This window comes from Candidatus Pelagibacter giovannonii (assembly GCF_012276695.1).
GTDB lineage: Bacteria > Pseudomonadota > Alphaproteobacteria > Pelagibacterales > Pelagibacteraceae > Pelagibacter > Pelagibacter giovannonii.
Map to the genome: position 1 here is coordinate 84,930 of NZ_CP038852.1, position 19,043 is coordinate 103,972.

General features: G+C 29.2%; 23 protein-coding genes and 1 pseudogene. 16 read left to right on the forward strand and 8 right to left on the reverse strand.

Going from position 1 to position 19,043, the window contains the following annotated elements; all coding sequences use genetic code 11:
* Positions 1–2 precede the first annotated feature (2 nt).
* From rpsN to E5R92_RS00575, 13 genes are read left to right on the forward strand one after another with little or no spacing between them, the layout of a single operon-like run.
* Positions 3–308, forward strand: coding sequence for a 30S ribosomal protein S14 (gene rpsN, locus E5R92_RS00515; protein WP_168606174.1), 306 nt, complete (start codon positions 3–5; stop codon positions 306–308).
* Positions 309–318: 10 nt separating this feature from the next.
* Positions 319–714, forward strand: a complete 396-nt coding sequence (gene rpsH, locus E5R92_RS00520) for a 30S ribosomal protein S8 (RefSeq protein ID WP_168606175.1) — start codon at positions 319–321, stop codon at positions 712–714.
* Complete coding sequence (gene rplF / locus E5R92_RS00525) at positions 714–1,253, forward strand: 50S ribosomal protein L6 (RefSeq protein WP_168606176.1); 540 nt, start codon at positions 714–716, stop codon at positions 1,251–1,253. The genes rpsH and rplF overlap by 1 nt, the downstream gene beginning before the upstream one ends.
* The gene (gene rplR / locus E5R92_RS00530; protein WP_168606177.1) at positions 1,253–1,609 is read left to right on the forward strand and encodes a 50S ribosomal protein L18; all 357 of its coding nucleotides are present in this window, start codon (positions 1,253–1,255) and stop codon (positions 1,607–1,609) included. Before rplF ends, rplR begins: the two co-directional genes overlap by 1 nt.
* 2 nt (positions 1,610–1,611) lie before the next feature.
* On the forward strand, positions 1,612–2,124 hold the full coding sequence (gene rpsE, locus E5R92_RS00535) for a 30S ribosomal protein S5 (RefSeq protein WP_168606178.1): 513 nt from the start codon (positions 1,612–1,614) through the stop codon (positions 2,122–2,124).
* Positions 2,124–2,585: a 50S ribosomal protein L15 gene (gene rplO, locus E5R92_RS00540; protein WP_168606179.1), complete on the forward strand. Its 462-nt coding sequence runs from the start codon at positions 2,124–2,126 to the stop codon at positions 2,583–2,585. Before rpsE ends, rplO begins: the two co-directional genes overlap by 1 nt.
* A 10-nt stretch (positions 2,586–2,595) precedes the next feature.
* A complete protein-coding gene (gene secY, locus E5R92_RS00545; protein WP_168606180.1) occupies positions 2,596–3,876 on the forward strand; it encodes a preprotein translocase subunit SecY in 1,281 nt (426 codons plus the stop codon).
* 4 nt (positions 3,877–3,880) lie between these two features.
* Positions 3,881–4,522, forward strand: coding sequence for an adenylate kinase (locus tag E5R92_RS00550; RefSeq protein WP_168606181.1), 642 nt, complete (start codon positions 3,881–3,883; stop codon positions 4,520–4,522).
* A gap of 55 nt (positions 4,523–4,577) precedes the next feature.
* The gene (gene rpsM / locus E5R92_RS00555; RefSeq protein ID WP_168606182.1) at positions 4,578–4,961 is read left to right on the forward strand and encodes a 30S ribosomal protein S13; all 384 of its coding nucleotides are present in this window, start codon (positions 4,578–4,580) and stop codon (positions 4,959–4,961) included.
* A gap of 7 nt (positions 4,962–4,968) precedes the next feature.
* Positions 4,969–5,421: a 30S ribosomal protein S11 gene (gene rpsK, locus E5R92_RS00560; protein ID WP_168606183.1), complete on the forward strand. Its 453-nt coding sequence runs from the start codon at positions 4,969–4,971 to the stop codon at positions 5,419–5,421.
* Positions 5,422–5,424: 3 nt separating this feature from the next.
* On the forward strand, positions 5,425–6,453 hold the full coding sequence (locus E5R92_RS00565; protein ID WP_168606184.1) for a DNA-directed RNA polymerase subunit alpha: 1,029 nt from the start codon (positions 5,425–5,427) through the stop codon (positions 6,451–6,453).
* The gene (rplQ, locus tag E5R92_RS00570) at positions 6,453–6,890 is read left to right on the forward strand and encodes a 50S ribosomal protein L17 (protein WP_006996835.1); all 438 of its coding nucleotides are present in this window, start codon (positions 6,453–6,455) and stop codon (positions 6,888–6,890) included. The genes E5R92_RS00565 and rplQ overlap by 1 nt, the downstream gene beginning before the upstream one ends.
* Positions 6,891–6,914: 24 nt before the next feature.
* Positions 6,915–7,829: an RluA family pseudouridine synthase gene (locus E5R92_RS00575; RefSeq protein WP_168606185.1), complete on the forward strand. Its 915-nt coding sequence runs from the start codon at positions 6,915–6,917 to the stop codon at positions 7,827–7,829.
* Here E5R92_RS00575 and lipB read toward each other — a convergent pair.
* Complete coding sequence (lipB, locus tag E5R92_RS00580) at positions 7,810–8,430, reverse strand: lipoyl(octanoyl) transferase LipB (RefSeq protein WP_168606186.1); 621 nt, start codon at positions 8,428–8,430, stop codon at positions 7,810–7,812. The two genes, E5R92_RS00575 and lipB, sit on opposite strands and share 20 nt — an antisense overlap.
* A 61-nt stretch (positions 8,431–8,491) precedes the next feature.
* Between lipB and mgtE the strand changes: the two genes are divergently transcribed.
* A complete protein-coding gene (mgtE, locus tag E5R92_RS00585) occupies positions 8,492–9,865 on the forward strand; it encodes a magnesium transporter (protein ID WP_168606187.1) in 1,374 nt (457 codons plus the stop codon).
* On the opposite strand, the gene panC is transcribed toward mgtE, so the two are convergent.
* The gene (gene panC, locus E5R92_RS00590) at positions 9,862–10,704 is read right to left on the reverse strand and encodes a pantoate--beta-alanine ligase (protein ID WP_168606188.1); all 843 of its coding nucleotides are present in this window, start codon (positions 10,702–10,704) and stop codon (positions 9,862–9,864) included. The two genes, mgtE and panC, sit on opposite strands and share 4 nt — an antisense overlap.
* A gap of 4 nt (positions 10,705–10,708) precedes the next feature.
* On the opposite strand from panC, the gene E5R92_RS00595 reads away from it, so the two are divergent.
* Together E5R92_RS00595 and E5R92_RS00600 are read left to right on the forward strand one after the other, a co-directional pair.
* Positions 10,709–11,524, forward strand: a complete 816-nt coding sequence (locus E5R92_RS00595) for a sugar phosphate nucleotidyltransferase (RefSeq protein WP_168606189.1) — start codon at positions 10,709–10,711, stop codon at positions 11,522–11,524.
* Positions 11,521–12,819 carry a UDP-glucose dehydrogenase family protein gene (locus E5R92_RS00600; protein WP_168606190.1) on the forward strand — a complete coding sequence of 433 codons (1,299 nt, stop codon included), beginning with the start codon at positions 11,521–11,523 and terminating at the stop codon, positions 12,817–12,819. Before E5R92_RS00595 ends, E5R92_RS00600 begins: the two co-directional genes overlap by 4 nt.
* Here the strand turns inward: E5R92_RS00600 and E5R92_RS00605 are convergent.
* The 6 genes and pseudogenes from E5R92_RS00605 to E5R92_RS00630 all read right to left on the reverse strand — a co-directional run bounded on the left by E5R92_RS00605 (position 12,816) and on the right by E5R92_RS00630 (position 19,013).
* A complete protein-coding gene (locus E5R92_RS00605) occupies positions 12,816–13,277 on the reverse strand; it encodes a RidA family protein (protein WP_168606191.1) in 462 nt (153 codons plus the stop codon). The two genes, E5R92_RS00600 and E5R92_RS00605, sit on opposite strands and share 4 nt — an antisense overlap.
* Before the next feature lie 2 nt (positions 13,278–13,279).
* Positions 13,280–13,582 carry a hypothetical protein gene (locus tag E5R92_RS00610; protein ID WP_168606192.1) on the reverse strand — a complete coding sequence of 101 codons (303 nt, stop codon included), beginning with the start codon at positions 13,580–13,582 and terminating at the stop codon, positions 13,280–13,282.
* Positions 13,579–16,170 carry a type I DNA topoisomerase gene (gene topA / locus E5R92_RS00615; RefSeq protein WP_168606193.1) on the reverse strand — a complete coding sequence of 864 codons (2,592 nt, stop codon included), beginning with the start codon at positions 16,168–16,170 and terminating at the stop codon, positions 13,579–13,581. The genes E5R92_RS00610 and topA overlap by 4 nt, the downstream gene beginning before the upstream one ends.
* Positions 16,171–16,207: 37 nt before the next feature.
* On the reverse strand, positions 16,208–16,783 hold the full coding sequence (gene plsY, locus E5R92_RS00620; protein WP_168606194.1) for a glycerol-3-phosphate 1-O-acyltransferase PlsY: 576 nt from the start codon (positions 16,781–16,783) through the stop codon (positions 16,208–16,210).
* Between the two features lie 2 nt (positions 16,784–16,785).
* A pseudogene (gene pyrC / locus E5R92_RS00625) lies at positions 16,786–18,071 on the reverse strand (dihydroorotase).
* Entirely contained in the window at positions 18,072–19,013 is a 942-nt protein-coding gene (locus E5R92_RS00630; protein ID WP_168606195.1) for an aspartate carbamoyltransferase catalytic subunit, read from the reverse strand.
* Positions 19,014–19,043: the final 30 nt, after the last annotated feature.

Consider the following 19,043-nt stretch of genomic DNA (forward strand, 5'->3'; position numbering starts at 1 on the left):
GAATGGCTAAAGTAAGCGCAGTAAATAAAAACAATAAAAGAATTAAGCTGTCTGATAGACTTTTCAAAAAAAGACAAGCATTAAAGAAAATTATAATGGATAAAAACATATCATTAGAAGAAAGATTTAAAGCACAACAAAAGCTTTCAAATTTACCTCGTAATTCAGCAAAAAATAGAGTTATGAACAGATGTCAAATTACTGGAAGACCACATGGTGTTTACAGAAAATTAAAAATATCAAGAATAGCCTTAAGAGACTTGGGACTGCATGGATTAATTCCTGGCATGACTAAGTCGAGTTGGTAGAAAGGATAATATGAGTTTAAGTGACCCAATAGGGGATATGATCGCAAGAATAAAAAATGCTCAAGTGAGAAATCACAAAAAAGTAGCATTACCCTCTTCTAACTTTAAAGTTAAAATTGCAGATATTCTTAAAAGTGAAGGATTTATAAGGGATTATAAAATTGAAACTGAAAATAATAAACCTACTTTATCTGTAGATTTAAAATATTATTCTGGAAACCCTGTTATTAGCACTTTCGAGAGAGTGTCAAAACCTGGTAGAAGAATATTTTCAAGCGCTGATAGTTTACCAAAAATTAATGGTGGATTGGGTATAGCTATTGTATCTACGCCAAAAGGTGTAATGACTGATATTGAGGCTAGAAAACAAAAAGTTGGTGGCGAAATAATTTGTAAGGTATTTTAATGTCTAAAATTGGTAAAATAAGTATTTCGATCCCTGAAAAAGTTAAAGCAGCACTTTCTGGTAGTGTTCTTAACATTGAGGGACCATTGGGTAAAAAATCACTTAAGATTGATCTAGAAATGTTTAACCTTGATATTATCGAAGGAAAAGAAATATCTATCAACCCTAAAGTAAAGGATCAAAACTCAAAAAGATTATGGGGCATGAATAGAAGCTTAATCAATAATGCTGTTATTGGTTCAAGCACTGGTTATGAAAAGATTTTAGAGCTTGTTGGTGTTGGATATAGAGCTGCATTAAAAGATAAACAATTAAATTTACAATTAGGGTATAGCCACGATATTAATTTTGATATTCCTGAAGGAATTAAAATTGTTGTTGAAAAACAGACTGTAGTTAAAGTTAGTGGAGCTGATAAACAGCAAGTAGGTATGGTTGTTTCAAAAATTAAAGCTTTTAGAAAACCAGAGCCATATAAAGGCAAAGGTATTAGAGAAAAGGGTCAATACATTCTAAGGAAAGAAGGGAAGAAAAAATAATGAAACTGAATACCATTCAAAGAAAGAAATTTAGAGTAACTGGTAAATTAAAAAAAGTTGCATCATCTGACAGATTAAGACTAAGTATATCAAGATCTGCAAAAAATATCTCAGCTCAAATTATTGATGATGTTAAAAATATTACTTTAGTTTCTTGTTCTTCTATTGAAAAAGATATCCGTTCAATGGATAAAGTGAATAAAACAGAAATTTCTAAAATAGTTGCAGAAAAATTAGCAAAGAAGGCTCAAGAAAAGAAAATATCAAAGATTTTTTTTGATAGAGGTATATATAAATATCACGGCAGAGTTAAAGTTTTTGCTGAAACGTTGCGTAAAAATGGAATGGAATTTTAATTATGGATTTTAAAGATAAAAAAGATGACGGTATTTTAGAAAAACTTGTTCACATCAACAGAATTACGAAAGTAGTAAAAGGTGGTCGTAGATTTGGTTTTTCAGCATTAGTAGTAGTTGGTAATCAAGCAGGTAAAATTGGAATTGCACATGCAAAAGCAAAACAAGTTCCAGATGCAATTAAAAAAGCTAACGAAACTGCAAGAAGAGTTTTAATTCATATTCCTCTAAGAGAAGGTAGAACCATTCACCATGATGTTTATGGAAAAGATGGTGCTGGTAAAATTGTTTTAAGATCTGCACCAAAAGGAACAGGTATTATTGCAGGTGGTCCGGTTAGAGCAGTTTGTGAAGTTTTAGGAATTAAAGATATAGTCGCTAAATCAATGGGAACATCAAACCCTCACAATATGATAAGAGCTACAATGAAGGCTCTTTCAAAACAAAATTCACCAAAACATATTGCAACGATCAGAAATAAAAAGATTTCTGATGTAATTGAAAAAAGAGGATAATGACTACATTAAATACTACTGGAAAAGTTTTATACAAAAAAAAGATGAGAGTTGGTAGAGGTATAGGTTCTGGAAAAGGAAAAACATCTGGAAGAGGTGTTAAAGGCCAAAAATCTAGATCTGGTGTTGCTATTAAAGCTTTTGAAGGTGGTCAAATGCCTTTATATAGAAGATTACCTAAAAGAGGTTTTAATGCAATTAAGAGATACCAAGCTATTATTGCAATAATGAACTTAGAGAAAATCCAAACTTTTATAACTGAAAAAACAATTAATTCTGGTGATGTAATAAATATGGCATTACTTAAGAAACTTAAATTGATTAATAAAAATTCTCAAAAATTAAAGATACTAGGTACAGGCGAAATTAAAGATAAAGTTAACATTGAAGCTGACTTGGTCTCTAAATCTGCTGTAGAAAAATTAGAGAAAGCTGGCGGAACAATACAATTAAAAAAATAATTAAGATATTATGAGCTCATCTTCTCAAACTAATGATCTTAAAAATAGAATAATTTTTACAATATTTATTTTAGCAGTTTATAGATTTGGTACTTTTGTACCAATTCCAGGTATTGACCCTGAGCAATTACAAACAATGATGAGTGGTAATCAAAAAGGATTACTTGGAATGTTTAATGTTTTTTCTGGAGGTGCTGTAAGTAGAATGGCTATATTCGCACTTGGAATTATGCCTTATATTTCATCTTCAATCATAGTTCAGTTGTTAACTGGCGTATCTGATTATTTTAAAAATTTAAAGGCACAAGGTGAAACTGGAAGAGCTAAAATTACCCAGATTACAAGATATGGAACCGTGTTACTTGCTCTTGTTCAAGGTTATGGTTTATCTATAGGCCTACAATCTTCTCCTGATTTAGTTATTAACCCAGGACTATTTTTTACGGTAACAGCAGTCTCAACTATTGTTGCTGGTACAATGTTTTTAATGTGGCTTGGTGAACAAATAACACAAAGAGGTATTGGTAATGGTATTTCATTGATTATTTTTGCTGGTATTGTTGCTGAAATTCCACGTGCTCTAGTTACTACATTTGAACTTGGTAGAACAGGTGCAGTATCTACAATTATGATTATTGGAATTTTTGTATTATTAGTTGCAACAATAATGTTCATCGTTTTCATGGAAAGAGCATTAAGAAAAATTTTAATAAATTATCCTAAAAGACAAATGGGAAATAAAATGTATGGTGGTGAATCTTCTCATTTACCTCTAAAAATTAACCAAGCAGGTGTTATTCCAGCAATTTTTGCATCAGCACTACTGCTATTACCTGTAACTTTTTCTAATTTTAGTTTTTCAGATAATGACACATTCTTAAACTTAAGTTCATACTTTACACAAGGGCAACCTCTTTATATGTTGCTTTACGCCTCTGGAATAATATTTTTTACTTTTTTCTATACATCGATAACATTTAATCCAACTGAGACTGCTGATAATTTAAGAAAATATGGTGGATTTGTTCCTGGTATTAGACCAGGTGAAAACACAGCTTTGTATATTGATAAGATTGTAATAAAACTTACAACAATTGGTGCGTTGTATTTAACATTGGTTTGTTTAATGCCAGAATTTTTAATTGCCAATTATCCAATACCTTTTTACCTAGGTGGTACTTCTATTTTGATTGTTGTGGTAGTTGCAATTGATACTGTTACGCAAATACAAACTAGATTAATGAGCTCTCAATATGAGCAATTAATTAAAAAAACAAAATTCGGAAAATAACTAAGTGAATATAATTCTTTTTGGTCCTCCAGGAGCAGGTAAGGGGACTCAAGCTCAGTCTATTGTTAAAAAACACAATTACTTTCAATTATCTACAGGGAACCTGTTAAGAGATGAAGTAAAATCTAAAACTAAACTTGGTACTGATATTGAAAAATTGATCTCTAATGGAAAATTTGTTTCAAATGAAATTGTAAATATCTTATTGAGACAATCATTAACCAATCTAAAATATAGAGATAGAATTATTTTTGACGGATATCCAAGAAATGTCGACCAAGCTGTCAATTTAGAAGTCATATTAAATGAGTTTAATCAAACAATAGGGCACACTATATTCCTAAATGTTTCAAGAGAGATCATTGAAAAACGTATTATGGGCAGAATGACCTGTGAAAAGTGCAATATGACGTTAAATGAATATTTCAATAAGGAGCAAATAGAACTTCACCCCTGTGGTGTTGAGCATTTAAAGAAAAGAAAAGATGATAATCTTGATATTGTTATTTCTAGATACGATACTTACATGTCTTCTACAAAACCAGTATTAGATTTCTATTCAAAAAATTCAAATTTCACTGAAATTGATGGTGCAGGGGAAATTGATCAAATAACCAATAAAATCAATGAAATTCTTAAGGTTTAAGACGTTGACTTTGGAACATCTTCTTATATAAAAGGCTAAATTTATTCTCAAAAATATGGCTCGTATAGCAGGTGTAAACATTCCGCAAAATAAACTTGTTCACATAGGACTAACGTATATCTATGGTATTGGTGATAAATTTTCTAGCCAAATTTGTACTTCTTTAGAAATTCCTAAAGCAAAAAGAATTAATGAACTTACTGATGAAGATATTTTAAAAATTAGAGAATATATTGATGCTAACTTTAAAGTCGAAGGTGATCTTAGAAGAGATTATTCTTTAACTATTAAAAGATTAATTGATCTTGCGTGCTATAGAGGATCTAGACACAGAAAAAAACTTCCAGTTAGAGGACAAAGAACAAGATGTAATGCAAGAACAAGAAAAGGTAAAGCAATCGCAATTGCTGGTAAAAAATTAACTCCACTTAAAAAATAATTAATTTATGGCTAAAGTAGATAAAGTTGAGAATAAAGAAGCTGTTATAGAAAAAAAAGTTGATAAAAAATCTAAGAAAAGCTCTTATTCAAAAAAAAAGAAAATAAAAAAGAATATTCTTAACGGTATCGCTTACGTACAGTCTACTTTTAATAATACAATAATTTCAATTGCAGATACTAATGGAAATGTAATTTCTTGGGCATCTGCCGGACAAAAAGGTTTTAAAGGTTCAAGAAAATCAACACCTTATGCTGCGCAAATCGCTGCAGATTCTGCTGCATCTAAAGCTTTAGAATATGGAATGAAAACTTTATCGGTTGAAGTTAAAGGACCTGGTTCAGGAAGAGAAACTGCATTAAGAGCTTTACAAGCGAGAGGATTTAAAATTCTTTCAATAAAAGATACAACACCAATGCCACATAACGGCGTAAGACCACCAAAAAAAAGGAGAGTTTAATAAATGGAAAGTTTAAATGTAAATGCTAAAAATTGGAAAGCATTAATTAAACCAGCTCAATTAGATGTTAAAATTAGTGATGACAAATCTCATGCAAAAATTATCGCAGAACCTTTAGAAAAAGGATATGGTTTAACTTTAGGGAATTCTTTAAGAAGAATTTTACTTTCATCAATCAGAGGTGCTGCCGTTACATCAATTCAAATTGATGGTGTTTTACATGAATTTACATCTATCAAAGGTGTTAGAGAAGATGTAACTGATATAGTTTTAAACGTTAAATCATTAGCTCTAAAAAGTTCTTCGGATGGTACTAAAAAACTTATTTTAGATGCTAAAGGTCCTGGAGAAATTAAAGCTTCTGACATAGCACCAGTAACCGATATTGAAATTTTAAATCCTGATTTAGTTATTTGTAATTTAGATGAAAATACACATTTCCATATGGAAATGAATGTTGGAACAGGTAAGGGATATGTTCCTGCAGTGATGAATAAGCCAGAAGAACCACCTTTAGGATTAATTGCTATAGATTCTTTATATAGTCCGGTTAAGAAGGTTTCATACTCTATAAGTACTGCTAGGGAAGGAAAAGCCCTAGATTATGATAAATTAATCATGGAAGTTGAAACTAATGGATCAATTTCTGCTGAAGACGCAGTTGCGTATTCTGCTAGAATTTTCCAAGATCAACTAAATATGTTTGTAAATTTTGACGAACCTGTTGAAGCACCAGTAAAAGAAGTTTCATCTGAGCCTGAATTCAATAAAAATTTATTAAGAAAAGTTGATGAACTTGAACTATCTGTGCGTTCTATGAATTGTCTTAAAAATGATAATATTATTTACATTGGAGATCTAGTCCAAAAGTCAGAAGGTGAAATGCTTAGAACACCTAACTTTGGAAGAAAATCACTTAATGAAATAAAAGAAGTTTTAACTGGTATGTCTTTATACTTAGGTATGGAGATACCAAACTGGCCACCAGATAATATAGTTGAAATGTCTAAAAAGTTAGAGGAGCAGATCTAATGAGACACGGAATGGCTAATAAGAAGTTAAATAGAACTTCTGAACATAGAAAAGCTTTATTGAAGAATATGCTTAATTCTTTAATAAAATATGAGCAGATCACTACAACACTTCCAAAAGCTAAATTCTTAAAACCTCAAGCTGATAAAATCATAACTTTAGGAAAAAAAGAAACTCTTCAAACAACAAAAATGTTAATGTCTAAATTACAAGACATAACATCTGCAAATAAAGTCAAAAAAACTTTGTCAAAAAGATATGAAGCAAGAAATGGTGGTTATACAAGAATTATCAAAGCTGGCTTTAGATATGGTGACAATGCACCTATGGCTGTAATAGAATTTGTAGATAGAGATGTTGAGGCAAAAAGAGTTGATAGAAAGAAAAAAGATCCAGCAAAAGATAAAACTGAAGAGAAAAAATTAGCTACTGCTTAATTTTTTATATAAAATCATATCATCATGAAAAAGTCTTTTAACGTTGACTCAACGTATAACGATATGCGTATCGATAGATGGATACGTAATAACCTCGGTAATTACCCCCAAGGTTTAATTGAAAAAAGTTTAAAAAGTGGAAAAGTTAAAATCAATAATAAAAAAATAAAAAGTTCTCATAAAGTAAAGACAGGTGACATTATAGATTTATTCAACTTTGATTTTAAAGAAACAATTGTTCAAAGGACAATTAAATTTGTACCTTCAGAAGAAGTCATTAAAGAGAATGAAGAATTAATAATTGATAATAATGATGATTTCATTGTTCTTAATAAAAGTTCTGGTATTTCAGTTCAAGGTGGAACTAAATCTAAAAAAAATCTTGTAGATATTTTTGCTCGTAGTGAAATTTTTCAAGACACAAAACCATTTTCTGTACATAGACTTGACAAAGATACATCTGGAGTTTTTATTATGGCAAAGCATAGACAATCTGCCCAGTTATTAACCTCTTTATTTAGACTTAGAAAGGTTCATAAAACTTACTTAGCTATATGCCATGGAGAATTACAAAAGGACTCTGGTGAGTGGAATGATGATTTAACCAGATATGACAATGATAGAGAAGTAGTTGAAAAAGCTAGAACACTTTACAAAGTGTTAGATAAAAATTCTATATGCAGTCTAGTTGAAATGAAACCAATCACAGGAAGAAAACATCAATTAAGAAAACAACTTTATGCGGTAGGATGCCCAATCTATGGTGACCAAAAATATAAATTTAGCAACACAGATAAAGCAATAAATAAAAATTTAATGCTTCATTCATATCAAATTAAATTTATGATTAATGATAAAAAATATACCTACACAGCATTGTTACCAGATTATTTTAAAAAACTTTTAAAGACAAAAAGACTTAGATTTCCAAATTCTTAGAAAAAGTTTCAATAATAACATCGTCTAAATTCTTATAGTCTTGATCTTTAATTTCTTTAAGATTGATTACACCTTTATCTGAAATACCACATGGAATAATGTTTTTATATTTTGAAAGATCATTATTAATATTTATTGCAAACCCATGATAAGCTATCCATTTGCTTACCCTTACACCTATCGCTGCAACTTTATTAATTTTACCATTATGCTTACTCCAAATACCAATATTTTTTGGATCACCAAATGTTTCAATGTTAAATTTTAATAAGCTATTAATAATCGTCTCTTCAATTAAAGTTATAAATTTTCTAATATCCTTTTTTCTTTTTTTTAAATCTATAACAAAATAACAAATCAATTGACCTGGACCATGATAAGTAATTTTTCCTCCACGGTTTGTTTTTACTAGATTAATATTTTTATTAAGAATTTCTTTTTCTTTATAACTTGTACCTGCTGAATAAACTTCTTTATGTTCTAAGATCCATATTAAATCCTCTTTTTTACCATTATTTATCTCCAATAATCTTTCCTCAAGGAGTTTTATTGCATCTTCATATTTTATTGGATTTATTGACTTTTTAATCTCTATATTCATTTATAAATTGTATTATTCTTATTATACTCTATTAGTGCAAAATTGATTTATAGGTAAATTTATGTCTTTAATAAAAAAAATAAAAGATAAAAAAGTTAATTTTGAGTTTAATAAAGAGTACATAAAAGTTGTTACTTCTAAGATAGCTAATAATGATGCTCAATTTATTACTAATTCTTTTAATGAGATGCACCCAGCTGATGCAGCTGATATAATTGAACATCTTAGTCAAAATGATAGAGAAAGTTTAATAAAACTTAATAATTTTAATATCGATCCAGAAGTTTTTATTGAATTAAACGAGTCGGTACAATCTGAAATAATAGCTTATCTATCACCTGATACTATTGTTAGACTTTTAAAAAACCTTGAATCTGATGATGCGATAACAATTTTAGAAAATGTTGATGAAAAAGATAAGAATACAATATTAAGCTCTTTACCTCCAAAAGATAGATTTGCCTTACTAGAAAGTTTAAGTTATCCAGAAGACACAGCTGCTAGAATAATGCAACGTGATTTTACGGCTATACCTAGTAATTGGTCTGTTGGTCAAACAATTGATTATTTAAGAGAAAATAAAGATTTACCTGAAGAATTTTTAGAAATTTTTATTATAGATGAAGGTTTTAAGCCAATTGGAACTGTTCCATCATCAAAAGTTTTAACCACTTCGAGAGAAACTAAAATGCTTTCTATTATGTCAGAATCTCAGCTACTTATTCCTGTTGATATGGACAAAGAGGAAGTTGGTAATGTGTTTGAAAATTACAACTTAAATTCAGCAGCTGTTGTCGACAAATCAAACAAGTTAGTTGGTATGATCATGTATGATGATGTCTTAACGGTATTAAAAGAAGAAGCCGAGGAAGATGCTTTGAGATTAGCTGGGGTAGGGGATGAAGAAATTACAGATGGGGTTTTTAAGAAAACTAGAAGAAGATTTAACTGGCTTTTATTAAACCTATTTACAGCATTTCTTGCAACATGGGTTATTAGTTTATTTGGTGCAACAATTGAGCAAATGGTTGTCCTTGCATTTCTTATGCCAATTGTTGCTTCTATGGGTGGTAATGCTGGAATGCAAACTTTGGCTGTTACTGTTAGAACATTAGCAACAAACGATTTAACAAAAAATAACTTTACACAAAATATTTTAAAAGAATTTAATATTGGTATTTTAAATGGTATTATATTTGCTATAATAAGCGCTTTTGTAGTGCAAATTTGGTTTCAAGATTCTTTACTTTCTCTAATAATTGCTATGTCAATGATTGTTACAATGATTGTTGCAGGATTATTTGGAATTTTAGTACCTATTACTTTAAAAAAAATGGATATTGATCCTGCTATTGCATCAAGTGTATTTGTAACAACTATTACTGATGTTATTGGTTTTGTTTCATTTCTTGGTGTTAGTGCTTATTTTCTCTAAAAATTATCAATTAATCGGACGTTATCGATATAGTAAGCCACAAAAAGTTTAAAAGGTTTGTTTAAAATATTGGTACTTAAATTGTGTGTATTTCTACATTCTAAATATTCAATTTTAATATCAAAGTTTTTAAATAGTTCTTTCTTTAAAATAAATATCAACTTTTTGTAATTCTTTGTATTTCTAGTGATCTCTTTTTTTAATTTTAGTAATTTTTTTGTAATTATTTCTGATGCAGCAAAACTTTGTTTATTTAATAAAGAGTTTCTTGAAGATAAAGCTAAATTGTTTTTATTCCTAATAGTTTTACATATGTAAACTTTAGTATTGTACTTATTTTCAATAAAATTTTTAACTAAGAAAAATTGTTGAAAATCTTTCTCACCCATAAACATTTTTTGTGGAGAAATTAATTCAATAAAACGATCCAAAACATCAAGCACACCTTCAAAATGTCCTTTTCTAAATTTTGCACACAATATATTTTGTAATTTATTTAACTTAATTTTATCATTTTTTTTCCAATAAATTTGTTTAACAGTTGGTAAATATACGTAGTCAACTTTGAGTTTTTTAAGGTAAATCAAATCTTTCTTTAAGTTTTTTGGATATGTTTTAAAGTCTTTTTTATTATTAAATTGAGTTGGATTAATAAAAATACTTACTAATGTTTTTTTGCAGTTTTTTTGTGATGTTTTGATTAATGCTTTGTGACCTTCATGTAAAGCTCCCATTGTTGGGACAAAACCTAATCTTTTATCAAATTCAATTGCCTTAATTAAATCAGTTTTTATTTTTATTAATTTCATTTGTAATAAGAATATTAATAAGTAAAACATTTATATGATTAAACAAGCTATAATTCCTTTAGCTGGTCTTGGGACTAGACTACTACCACTAACTAGTGTTTTTGCAAAAGAGCTTCTACCTATTAATGGAAAACCAGGCCTTGAATATATTCTCGAAGAATGTATCGAGGCAGGTATTAAGGAAGTTGTATTTATTATTTCTAAAAAAAAAATGATGATAAAGAAATATTTTTATAATGATAAATTTTATAAAGATATCATTAAAAAAAAAAGTGATCCAAAAATTATCAAAGAATATAAAAAAATTCTTAAATATAAAAAAATGATTAAATTTGTTTTTCAAGACAAACCATTAGGAACTGGTGATGCTGTTTACAAGACTAAGAAATTTATTACAGATAAATATTTTTTAATGTTGCTACCTGATGATTTGATAATTAAAAAAAACTGCTCTAAGTCTATGATTGCCGTGCATAAAAAATTTAAAGCATCGGTTATGGCAAGTATGAAGGTTAATAAAAATGATGTATCTAGATGGGGTATCTACAATATTAAAAAAAAAATTGGGAAAAATAATTTTATTATAAACAATGTTGTTGAAAAGCCTTCTATAAAAAATTCACCTTCTAATAATGCTGTAATTGGAAGATATATATTACCTAAAACAATTTTTTCTAAATTAAAATCATTAAAACCAGGTAAAAGTGGTGAATTTCATATCACTGATGCTATTCAAGCTTTAATAGAAGACGACAATAAATTTATTGGTCACAATTTTTCAGGTAAATACTTAGATTGTGGAACAATGAATGGTTATATTAAATCAACGTTGGAGATTTCTAAACAATGAAACTTTGCATGATAGGAACGGGGTATGTTGGCTTAGTCAGCGGCGTTTGTTTTTCCGATTTAGGGAATGACGTTATTTGTGTTGATAAAGATTTAAATAAAATTGACAACTTAAAAAATGGTATTATCCCCATATACGAACCTGGTTTAGATGAATTAATTATTAAAAATTATAAAAATAATCGTTTAAAATTCTCTACGAATTTAAAAAATTCAATTTCAAAGTCAGACATAATTTTTATTTGTGTTGGCACACCCACTAAAAAAAATGAAAATAATGCTGACTTAAGTCAAGTATATAATGTTGCAAAACAGATTAGTAAATCTATTAAAAAGTATAAAATTGTTATAACTAAATCTACCGTTCCAGTGACAACTGGAGATCAAATAGAAAAAATTATATCAAAAAAAGTATCAAAAAAACTTTTTTCAGTAGTTTCAAATCCTGAATTTTTAAGAGAAGGTGACGCTATAAGAGATTTTACCTATCCTGATAGAGTGGTCATAGGTACAAATAATAAAAAATCTAATAAGATTTTAAAAAATCTTTATTCACCACTGATATCAAAAGGTGCAAAGTACGTTAATACGTCTCGAAGAGCAGCCGAATTAATAAAGTATGCCTCTAATTCTTTTCTAGCAACAAAGATTACTTTTATTAATGAGCTAGCTAATTTATGTGAAAAAATTAATGTTAACATTGAAGATATCTCTATTGGCATGGGTCTCGATAATAGAATTGGTAGCCGTTTTTTAAGAGCTGGTCCTGCTTATGGTGGATCTTGTTTTCCAAAAGATACTAAGGCCATTACAGCCACCGCAGATAAATTTAAAACTAATTTAACAGTTATTAAAAGTGTAATTAAATCAAATGAAAATAGATCATCACTAATGTTAAAAAAAGTTTTTGATATTTTAAAAAATAAAATAAAGAATAAAAATATTTGTTTCTTAGGGGTAACATTTAAAGCCAATACAGATGATATGAGAGATTCTTCAAGTCTAAAAATGATTCCTGCATTGATTAAAAAGGGTGCAAAGATTAATTATTTTGATCCTACTGGAGAAAAGTTAGATTTTAAAAAATTTAAGAATGTTATTTTTTCAAACAATATTAAAGAGGCTATTAAAAAATCAGATTTAATTATTATTCACACAGAATGGAATGATTTTAAAAATATTAACTTTAAAAAAGATGTGAAAAATAAAAAGTTCTCAATTTTTGATATGAGAAATATTTACTCAGTTGATAAAATGAAAGATAATAAAATTAAATATTTTAGTATTGGAAATTAATTTAATTCAAAAATAGCATCAACCTCGACCGACACACCAAGTGGCAAACTGTTTGTACTAACAGCTGCTCTTGTATGCATTCCAGAGTCTCCAAAAACTGAAACTATTAAATCTGAAGCACCATTTATTACTTTGGGTTGTTCTATAAAATCTTCTGTTGAATTAACAAACCCTGTAAGCTTTATACAAGATTTTACTTTTGAAAGATCATTGCCACAAGCTTTTTTAACTTGAGATATTATGCTTAGGCCACAACGTTTAGCTGCTTCATATCCGTCCTCAGTTTTTAGATCCTTACCAACCTTACCTTTGATTAATTCTCCATTTGCTGCGGTAGAAATTTGTCCTGAGATAAATAACATTTTACCAATTTGTTTTGACGCAAGATATGATCCAACAGGATCTCTTGCCTCTGGCAGTTCTAAGTTTAATTCTTTTATTTTATCTTCATATGACATTATTATTTCTCCATAAATTCAGTTAATGTTTTACTATTTTTAAATTTAACAAGTTTTTCTTTTAAATTAAGTTTGTCAAATTTCTTTTTTCCACTCTTAGCATTAGTAGTTATTTTTTCTTTAAGTTCTTCAGCTCCATTCGTTGCTTTTAATTTAAGTTCTGAAGATTTACCTTTTAGATTTTTTGCTGAACACTCTATGTATTTTGCACTAACTTTTTCAAACTGATTACAATCAATTTTTTCAGCCATAGCATTAGACATAAGCACTGATGTAATTAATGTTATAAATATTATTTTTTTCATTTTTTTTTCTTTTTCTTAATTTTTTTATTTTTATCGTATTCTTTTCTTTTCTCAATTAATATTAAAGCTTCTTCCATATTAAGTTCTAAGGGGTCTTTTTCCTCTGGAATTGTTGCGTTAAGAGATTTATATTTAATATAAGGCCCATATTGTCCCTTCATTACTCTAACAGGTTTTTTGTCTTCAGGGTGTTCTCCTAGGTCTTTTATAATTGATGCAGACATTCTACCGGGTTTAGCCTCCGCTATCAGAGTTATTGCTCTATTAAGACCAATTGAAAAGATTTCCTCAACATTTTCAATTCTTGCTGATTTGTTTTCACATTTCAAATATGGACCAAATCTTCCTGAGTTTAATATTATATCTTTTTGATTTTCAGGATTAATACCTAAACTTTTTGGTAATGAACATAAAAATTTAGCCCTATCAAGATCCACGCTATCTAATGTAATTCCTTTAGGTATAGAGACATTTCTTAAATTATTATCTTCTTTTTCTATCTTCTTTTTTTTTGTTTTCTTTTTCTTTTTTGTTTCAACTATAATTTCTTCTTTTATTTCCTCAATTTTTTCATACTGTAAGTAGAGACCAAACCTTCCATTTTTAAGGTACATATCATTTCCATTTTCATGTTTACCTATAAATTTTGGTTCAGCTAGTTGAGATTGAGCAGTTGCTTTTGCTTTGGATAAGGGTCTGGTAAATTTACAATCTGGATAATTTGAACATCCAATAAAAGCACCACCTCTAAAACTATTTTTTAAACTTAATGATCCATTGTCACATAACTTACATTGTCTATTAATATTTCCATCTGTATCTCTTTCAAAAATTAAACTTCCTAGACTATCGTTTAATAGATCTAAAACTTCTCTAGTTCTCTTCTCTTTAACGTCAGATACATTTTGATTAAAGTCTTTCCAAAATAACTCTAGAACTTTTATCCATCCTTCCTTACCGGTAGTAATATCATCAAGTTGATTTTCTAAACTTGCTGTGAAGTTATAGTCAACATATTTAGAGAAAAGTTTTTCAAGAAAGGCAGAAATTAGTTTACCACGATCTGTTGGGTGAAATCTTTTATTAATTGCTTCCGCATACCCTCTAGTAGATATAACGGATATTATACTCGCATATGTTGAGGGTCTTCCAATACCTAGTTCTTCTAATTTTTTAACTAAACTTGCTTCTGAGTATCTTGGTGGTGGTTGTGTAAAATGTTGTTCATCTAATAAAGCTTCTATATTAACTGGACCTTTGTTCATTTCAGGAAGGATATCTTCATCATCATCTTTTTTAGTATCCTTCATAACCTTTAGAAAGCCATCAAACTTAATAACAGATCCACTAGCTTTACAGATTGATCCATTATCATCTGAGATTATCGTAATAGTATTTCTATCAAATTGAGCGGATTTCATTTGAGAGGATAGGGCTCTACTCCAAATTAAATCATATAATTTATGTTGATCTGGACTTAGGTATTTTTTAACTGTATCTGGTGCACGCATAATATCTGTAGGTCTAATAGCTTCATGTGCTTCTTGAGCATTTTTAGCTTTTTTTCCAGAATAACTTGCTGCATTATCTGGAACATATTCATCACCAAACTCATTTTTTATATATTTCCTGAAAGTGTCTATAGCGTCCGTAGATAAGTTGGTACCATCTGTTCGCATATACGTGATAAGACCAATAGTTTCACCATCTATTTCTATACCTTGATAAAGTTTTTGAGCTATCTGCATTGTACGTGATGCTCCAAATCCTAGTCTACCTGAGGAAACTTGCTGTAATGTAGAGGTAGTAAAAGGGCCCGAAGGGTTTCTGTTAACAATTTTGCTTGAGATGTCATTTATATTGAACTTCTTAGACTTAACTTCTTCAATTGCTTTATTAATTTCAGCTTTATTTTTAAAAGAAAATTTTTCAATTTTTTTATCATTTAATTGGGTGATACTTGCTAATATAGAATTTTTATCATTGTCGTTGAATTGAACACTTAAAGTCCAAAATTCTTCAGGATCAAAAAGTTCTATCTCATGTTCTCGTTCAGTAATTAATTTTAAAGCAACAGACTGGACACGTCCGGCAGATTTAGAACCGGGCAGTTTTGTCCACAAAATTGGTGATATGTTAAAGCCAACTAAATAGTCTAAGGCTCTTCTAGCCATATAAGCATCAACAAGCAGTGGCTCGATTTGACGTGGGTTTTCAATTCCATGAATGACAGCTTTTTTTGTAATTTCATTAAAAACAACTCTTTCTACATGCTTGTCTTTAATTAATTTTTTCTCATTTAAATATTCTTTAACATGCCAAGCAATCGCTTCTCCCTCACGGTCGGGGTCAGTTGCTAATATGATTTTTGATGAAATTTTAGCCGCATCTGTAATTTCTTTAAGATATTTTTTAGAAAAACTATCTACTTCCCATTCCATTTTAAAATTATTTTCTGGATCAACAGAACCATTTTTTGAAGGAAGGTCTCTAATATGACCATAACTTGCTAATACAATATAATCATCACCTAGATATTTATTGATAGTTTTTGCTTTAGCTGGACTTTCTACGACTACAAGATTCATTACTAAACAAATTACTTAAAAGACTTAGATAGTCAAATCAATAAATTTTAGTCTTAGTTTCTTCTTTGTTTTTCAATCGTTTGACGTTTTCTCTGTGTGTGTAGAATATAAGCACAAACATTATCATGAAAAATATTGAATTATAATTTTCAAAATTTATTAAATAAATTGGAACCATTAAACTACCAACTAGTGATGAAAGTGATGAGTATTGTGATATAAGAAATGTAACAGCCCAACTAATAATAAATACTAAACCCAAAACTAAGTTTATCGAAAATAATATCCCAACATACGTTGCAACACCCTTGCCCCCTTTAAACTTAAGCCATACTGGAAAAACGTGACCTAAAAAGGTGCTTAATGATGCAATAAAGATATAATCGGGATAATTAAATTTTACATATAAAACAGGCAATACAGCTTTTGTTATATCCAGTAATAAAGTTGCATAGCCTAAAGTTTTATTACCTGTTCTAAGAGCATTTGTAGCTCCAATGTTTCCTGAGCCAATATCTCTAATATCTTTTTTTAAAAATATTTTTGTAAGTATAAAACCAAAAGGTATTGATCCCAATAAATATGAACTTAATGCAACAATTAAATATTCCATTATTATAACTTAAATAATTCTTCACCTTTTACAAATGTATTAGTGACTTTACCTTGGAGTTTTTTGTCTTCGATGGAGGTATTTTTTGATTTGGAGATAAGCTTATCTTTTTTGACAACCCAGGGCTTATCAATATCTACAATACAAAAATCTGCTTCATTACCCACTGAAAGATTGCCCTTATCAATTTTTAAAATCTTTGCAGGGTTTGATGTTAAAGCTTTAATTATAGTTTCTAATTTAAGAGAGCCATTGTGATATAACTCCAGACTTAGTGATAAAAGCGTTTCTATTCCAGAGGCCCCTGTAGATGCTTGTGCAAACGTCAATCTTTTTTGTTCTTCATCTTCTGGTTTGTGATCAGATACAATAACGTCTATCGTTTCATCCTTTAATCCTTGCACTAGAGCAATTCTATCTTCTTCAGTTCTTAATGGGGGTGATAACTTTAAGAAAGTTCTGAAATCTCCTATATCATTTTCATTTAATGAAAGGTTATTTACGGAGACACCTGTTGTAAATTTAACTTTATTTTTTCTTTTCTCAATAATTTCAACTGATTTTGCAGCTGAAATCTGTGATATGTGATATCTGCATTTAATATTTTCAAGCAACGTTAAATCTCTTTCAATAATTATTCTTTCAGCAACAGCAGGTATTCCAGATAATCCAAGTTTAGTTGCAATAATTCCAGAATTAATCATTCCATTTTTAGATAAATCGTAATCTTCAGCGTGTTGCATGATGAGTGTGCCTAAATCTTTAGCTGAATTCATTATACGCGACATCAGTTGAGTATTTTGAATTGTTTTAACTCCATCAGTAAATCCAATTATTCCTCTAGTTTGAAGCAAACCAAATTCAGTCATGCTAGTTCCTTCAATATTTTTGGTAAGTGCAGCACTTGGAAAAACATTAATTCTAGATTTGTCTCTTCCACGTCTTTTTAAAAAATCTACTATTGAAACGTTATCTATAATTGGGTCCGTATTAGGCATAGTAACAACTGAAGTAACCCCCCTGCAAGTGCTGCATTACTTAGAGTTCTAAAATTTTCTTTATATTCATAACCAGGTTCACCTGCAAAGACACGCATATCAACAAGACCTGGGAATATATATTTACCATTTAAATCTATTATTTTTTCTCTTGAAGGAATATTGTTAGAGTTTACTTTTTTACCGATAGCTTCAATTAAGCCATCTTCTCCAATAATTAATCCACCTTTCTCATTGATAGAGTTGTAAGGGTCAATTATATTTGCATTTATAAAATATTGTTTTTTCATTTATTCACAAAATATTTTTAAACAAGCCATTCTTACTGCAACACCTAATTCAACCTGTTCCTTAATTACACTTCTGTTAATGTCATCTGCTAATTTTGTGTCAATTTCTATCCCTCTATTCATAGGGCCTGGATGCATAATCAAAGCATCATTTTTTGCATGTGCAAGTTTATCTGGTGTTAGTCCATAATATTCATAGTATTCTCTGTTAGAAGATAAGAAAGAGCTAGTCATCCTTTCATTTTGTAATCTCAACATCATTACAATATCACAATCTTTCAAACCTTTTTTCATATCTGTAAATGTATTTACACCAAACTTTTCTATTTCTTTTGGCATTAAATTTGATGGTGCAATAATGTTAACTTCTGCACCAAGCATATTCAGAAGATAAATATTTGATCTTGCAACACGTGAATGAGTTATGTCACCACAAATCGCAACTCTTAAACCTTCAATTTTTTTTTTTCGATTTATAATTGTTAAAGCATCTAGTAAAGCTTGAGTAGGATGTTCACGACTTCCATCACCAGCATTAAGTACTGCACAATTCACTTTTTGAGATAAAAGATTACACGCCCCAGAATCTTGGTGTCTAATTACAATTATGTCTGGATGCATTGCATTTAAAGTCATTGCGGTATCTATTAGTGTTTCACCTTTCTTAATAGCTGAATTTGCCATGTTCATTGACATAACATCCGCACCCAATCTTTTTCCAGCTAATTCAAATGAACTCTGTGTTCTAGTAGAGGGCTCAAAAAACAAATTAATTTGAGTTTTACCACTTAATACATTTAGTTTTTTGTTTTTACTTTGATTTAATTTAATGAAACTTTTAGCTTCTTCTAAAATCAAATTAACATCATTAATTGATAGATCTTGAATACCTAGGAGGTGTTTTTGAGAAACCTTAATAGCTTTATTTATTTTGGTTGCCATTAAAATTAACTCTATAACTATTAACCATCA